This is a genomic window from Lactobacillus fornicalis (assembly GCF_055362665.1).
Genome location: NZ_JBLTIM010000058.1, coordinates 1 through 4,171, shown reverse-complemented (window position 1 = coordinate 4,171; position 4,171 = coordinate 1). Strand labels below are relative to the sequence as shown.

The 4,171-nt window shown below is 29.8% G+C and carries 6 protein-coding genes; all 6 read left to right on the top strand.

All coding sequences use genetic code 11. The features are described 5' to 3' along the window. Nucleotides 1–1,193 precede the first annotated feature (1,193 nt). The 6 genes from ACNDLV_RS07895 to ACNDLV_RS07870 all read left to right on the top strand — a co-directional run bounded on the left by ACNDLV_RS07895 (nt 1,194) and on the right by ACNDLV_RS07870 (nt 4,103). Nucleotides 1,194–1,532: a hypothetical protein gene (locus tag ACNDLV_RS07895; RefSeq protein WP_048598069.1), complete on the top strand. Its 339-nt coding sequence runs from the start codon at nt 1,194–1,196 to the stop codon at nt 1,530–1,532. After that, nucleotides 1,532–1,789, top strand: coding sequence for a hypothetical protein (locus ACNDLV_RS07890; protein WP_269254316.1), 258 nt, complete (start codon nt 1,532–1,534; stop codon nt 1,787–1,789). The genes ACNDLV_RS07895 and ACNDLV_RS07890 overlap by 1 nt, the downstream gene beginning before the upstream one ends. 197 nt (nt 1,790–1,986) lie before the next feature. Then, nucleotides 1,987–2,490 carry a hypothetical protein gene (locus ACNDLV_RS07885; protein WP_269254315.1) on the top strand — a complete coding sequence of 168 codons (504 nt, stop codon included), beginning with the start codon at nt 1,987–1,989 and terminating at the stop codon, nt 2,488–2,490. Between the two features lies 1 nt (nt 2,491). After that, nucleotides 2,492–2,755 (top strand): hypothetical protein, encoded by a 264-nt coding sequence (locus ACNDLV_RS07880; protein WP_269254314.1) that lies wholly within the window; start codon nt 2,492–2,494, stop codon nt 2,753–2,755. 5 nt (nt 2,756–2,760) lie between these two features. Beyond that, nucleotides 2,761–3,018, top strand: coding sequence for a hypothetical protein (locus ACNDLV_RS07875; RefSeq protein ID WP_269254313.1), 258 nt, complete (start codon nt 2,761–2,763; stop codon nt 3,016–3,018). A gap of 713 nt (nt 3,019–3,731) precedes the next feature. Further along, on the top strand, nt 3,732–4,103 hold the full coding sequence (locus tag ACNDLV_RS07870) for an HNH endonuclease signature motif containing protein (protein WP_331275890.1): 372 nt from the start codon (nt 3,732–3,734) through the stop codon (nt 4,101–4,103). The last annotated feature ends 68 nt before the right edge of the window (nt 4,104–4,171 follow it).

Here is a 4,171-nt window from a genome sequence, read left to right as displayed (position 1 = left end):
CAAAGAAATCCCAACCTTACTTTAGAAGGGGTGGCAGATCATTTACACATTTCTAGAACGAATTTGTATTACAAAAGAAATCATTTTTTAGAAACTTTAAGAAAAGAATTAGGCTGGTAATCCCAACCCCTTATTAAAAGGGCTAGGGTATTGTTTTTAAGAAATAGACTGAAAATCCCAATCCAGATTTTAAGATGGGTTGCTATTTTGAAAAATAAAATAGACCGAAACTCGATTTTCTGATTTTTTCGGTTAGGAGAAGATATATTTTTATGTTACTAGGATTAGCTTTTTGGAGTTTAACCTTAAGAATATTAGAACTGATTCTAGCAATTGGTTTAGCTTTATTCTTAGTTTACTTAGCTTTTATGGCTATAATTTTCGTAGGTACTATAATCATATTAGCTTGTCGTAAAATGGCGTCAGACCGCCGAAATAAGCGACTATGATATAATTAATGTGCCTCCAAGGGAAATCCAAAAAACATTATTTACCGAATAAGCAAAAAATAGGATCATACAGAAAAAAATGTATGGTCCTATTTCTTTTTTTGTTATTTATAGTAATCTGGTTTATTAATTTACATTAATGGCTTCTGGAGAGATATCTAATAGAAGTGCCTAAATTAATCAAATATATTATTAGGCTATTTAATTAACGACAATAAATATAATTGCAGTTAACTGTAGTATTTAATAAATATTTTAGTAGCCTAGCGTTAATCTGATTATTCGGTATTTTATTCAGTTACTTAGCAGTTACAGTTAGCAATGAATTATAAATATAGAAACAATAAAATAAAAACTGATATCACAACAGGATATCAGTTTTTTGTTTACGATTGAATTGCTTTTCGTTCACTTACGCGCGCGCGTATACAGGCTCGAACGTAGCTAAGCAAAAGACAAAAATTAAAAAAGGGGTCTAAAAGTTTTTTATTACTTAAAGTAAGAAATATATTTATAACGCTAAAAGGTATATTATAAACACTTTTTAAAACGTTGCTAACCCCTTGAAGCTACTTACTTTATAACATGCTTTTATAATTTTTTGGATAGTTTTCTACTATATAAGGCTTCAACCCTTGAAAATAAGGCAAAAAAATATTTTTAAAAAGTATTGACAAAGTTGTATTCACGTTTTAAAGTATAAGTATAAAGTTAATGTTAAAACGAAAAAAGGAAGGTAAAAAAATGTTAATCTTAGATACATTACAATCAAATTATAATCGTGTGAACCGTGTAAGCGTGCAACATAGCGGTAATATTACTAATTATGTTTTTAATGAAAAAGAACTAAAAAAGAATACTAAAAATGTAATTAGTGCGGTAATTAGTAAATCTAAAATTACTAATGATAAAATAAAATTCTTGGCAAATATAAATACTAATAATAAAGTAATAAACTTACAGAGTAATATTTGTGATACGTACGGGCAAGAAGCGGCCTTAAATGGTTTAATTGATCAAATCAAAACAGAATGCCCGGAATTGTTTGAAGTGATTCAAAAATCAGTGAAGGGGTGGGACTAGTGACAATAGATTGGAACAACCCCGAAGAAGTGAGAAAGTACCGCGCCCAAAAATCAAGGGAATACCGCGCGCGGGTAAAAGCAAGGGCCGAAGCTGGTGATAAAGAAGCTCAAAAACTAAGGGAGAAAAACAACGAACGGCGACCATTTGCACAATGTAAAACTTATTTGCGTCGTCATGCAAATTTAAAAGAACTGAGGGAAGTAAAAGAAATAATTTTGAATCGTGAAAAAGAACTAAAACAAAAAAATATTTAAAATATATATTGACGTTTTAAAGTTATCATGATATTATAATCATGTAAGGCAAAAGAAAAAGCCTATAAGGTACTGGTAATACCTTATAGGCAACGCCTTAAAAATATAAAAGTGTTACGGGTTTTATAATTAATAAGACTATTTAATTATAGTTAAATAGTTTCGAATTGTAAAGCCCTATAGAAAGGGTTATTTTTATGCAAAAATTAGTAGAAAAATACAATTACTTAGATTTGAAGAATGTTAACGGCTTTAAATTTTACAAGTTCAACCCTAAAAAAAAGGGCGGGGCGGTTGTTAACAACGTTTTAAAGAATTTAACGGGGTTGAATTTAAAGACTGCCAACATTGAACAAATTCAAGAAGCGGCACAAGAAAAGGGCTTTTATATTAGAACAGTTTACAAATTTAAAACAAAAAGCGGCGGTTATGATTATAATTTAATAAATAATAAATTGGCCTATGCAGAATTATACAACGATGTAACTTATTTGATTGTAAAAAAATCAAATGACTGTTCAATTTGGCAGCTTGCAGATGAACGCGACGCTTTTAACGCTTTGAAAAAAATATATTATTACAATAATGAAACACTTTACCGCCTAAAATTAGGCAAGTGGCTAGACTCTCACACGTTCAATGTTCAAAAAGAAGTTATTTCATTGACAAAAGAAGAAGCAGAAACATGGGGAGAGTTCTAAAATGGATAAATTTAAATATTTAAAATTAGGGGACTTAATCGAAGAAAAAACTAGCGGGGTGTTTTCTGGCTGGACCGACGGGGAACCATATAACGAAGATGGATATATTTACATGTATCCTAGTGATGGTTATTCTGCTATTTATGAATTAAGCGACTATTTAAAAATTAATCTTAATGAAGCGGCTAAAATACTTTTATCAGAGAAAACAGAAGTTTTTTATAATGTTAATGGTTGGTATGAAGTTGAAATAAAAAGGGGCTAGAAAAAATGAAAAAATTAGTAATTTTAGGCGGTTTAATTGTTGTAATGCTAGGGGCATTATATACCTATCTAGCCCCACGGGTTGAAGCTGATACGGAATATAAAACTGTTAAAATTGACAAAAACACTAAAATAAAATATAAAAAATATAACGACGGTCAAATAATTATAAAAGTTAATACTAAGAAAAAAGTACTTACTGATATAGGCGCAAACATTGACAAGGACGGCAAAAGCGACGGCGCAACAATTGCATTAAATTAGAAGGAGTTAAACAATGGATATAATTATAATAGCTTTATTGGTTTCTTTATTTGGTTATATAGTTTCTTCAGAAAAGCGCAAAAAATAGCGCTTTTTTTATTATTTTTATATTGACTTTCAAACGTGATTATATTACTATAATATATGTAAGGTTAAGGAACAACCTTACTAGAAAGGAGCAAGACAATGACAAAGAAAAAAAGCAAAAATAAAAACGGCTATAGAATAGCCGTTATAAAAAACTGCTTAGATATTGTTATAAAATTACTGATCATAATAACACAAATCTTAGTAATTTTTAAAATGGTAAAATAGCAGTTATAAGGGGCTAGGCTTAAAGGCTTAGCCCTTTTTATTATGGTATCATTTTTCTTTTTAAGGCGTCAAGCCTTGAGCCTTTGACTGCCTTATATATGTATAACTATATAGACTACTAGACTTTTTTTATTGTGCTAGTGGTCTATTTTTTTATGTTTATTTTTTTAATTGAATTCTTTCAACTGTTTAAGTTTCAACAATCTTACATATATGTATGCAGTTATATTTACATCTATTTAAATATAACCATCGTGCAACTGTTTGAGTCTTTTAAGTTGGTACTTTTTTAGTACTTTTAAAGCTTTTATATATAGTACTATGCTTATATACCTTAAAAAGGCAATAGCCTTATAAGGCTATAAAAAGTGTTTTAAACGGTTTAAGGGTGTTTATATATGATACTACACAAATGCAATAAAAGCGGTTGTAATGCTTTAATAAGCGTCAAATATAAATATTGTAAGAAGCACATTAATTATTATTCTAGACAATACGACCATATAAGGATGAACAGAAAAGCAACAAGAAACTATAGAAAGTTTTACCAGTCAAAGGCTTGGAGAGATTTAAGAAGCTTAAAGCTTGCACGGAATCCATTATGTGAAAGGTGTTTAAAAAATAATATATATAGTTTGTCTACTGATGTTCATCATATAAAAGATGTATATAACAACTATTCATATAGATTAGATTACAACAACTTACAAGCATTGTGTAAACCATGCCACGAAAAAATCCACAAGCTGGGGTATTACCCACCGTTATAAACCGTTACAAGTTCAAAGGGCTATAAATTGATTACCAACCGAACGGGTGTACCCCATAGTCGATAGGG

Coding starts and splice junctions, on each gene's coding strand:
- ACNDLV_RS07880 (WP_269254314.1), top strand. CDS start 2,492: ATGGATAAATTTAAATATTTAAAATTAGGGGACTTAATCGAAGAAAAA.
- ACNDLV_RS07885 (WP_269254315.1), top strand. CDS start 1,987: ATGCAAAAATTAGTAGAAAAATACAATTACTTAGATTTGAAGAATGTT.
- ACNDLV_RS07895 (WP_048598069.1), top strand. CDS start 1,194: ATGTTAATCTTAGATACATTACAATCAAATTATAATCGTGTGAACCGT.
- ACNDLV_RS07875 (WP_269254313.1), top strand. CDS start 2,761: ATGAAAAAATTAGTAATTTTAGGCGGTTTAATTGTTGTAATGCTAGGG.
- ACNDLV_RS07870 (WP_331275890.1), top strand. CDS start 3,732: ATGATACTACACAAATGCAATAAAAGCGGTTGTAATGCTTTAATAAGC.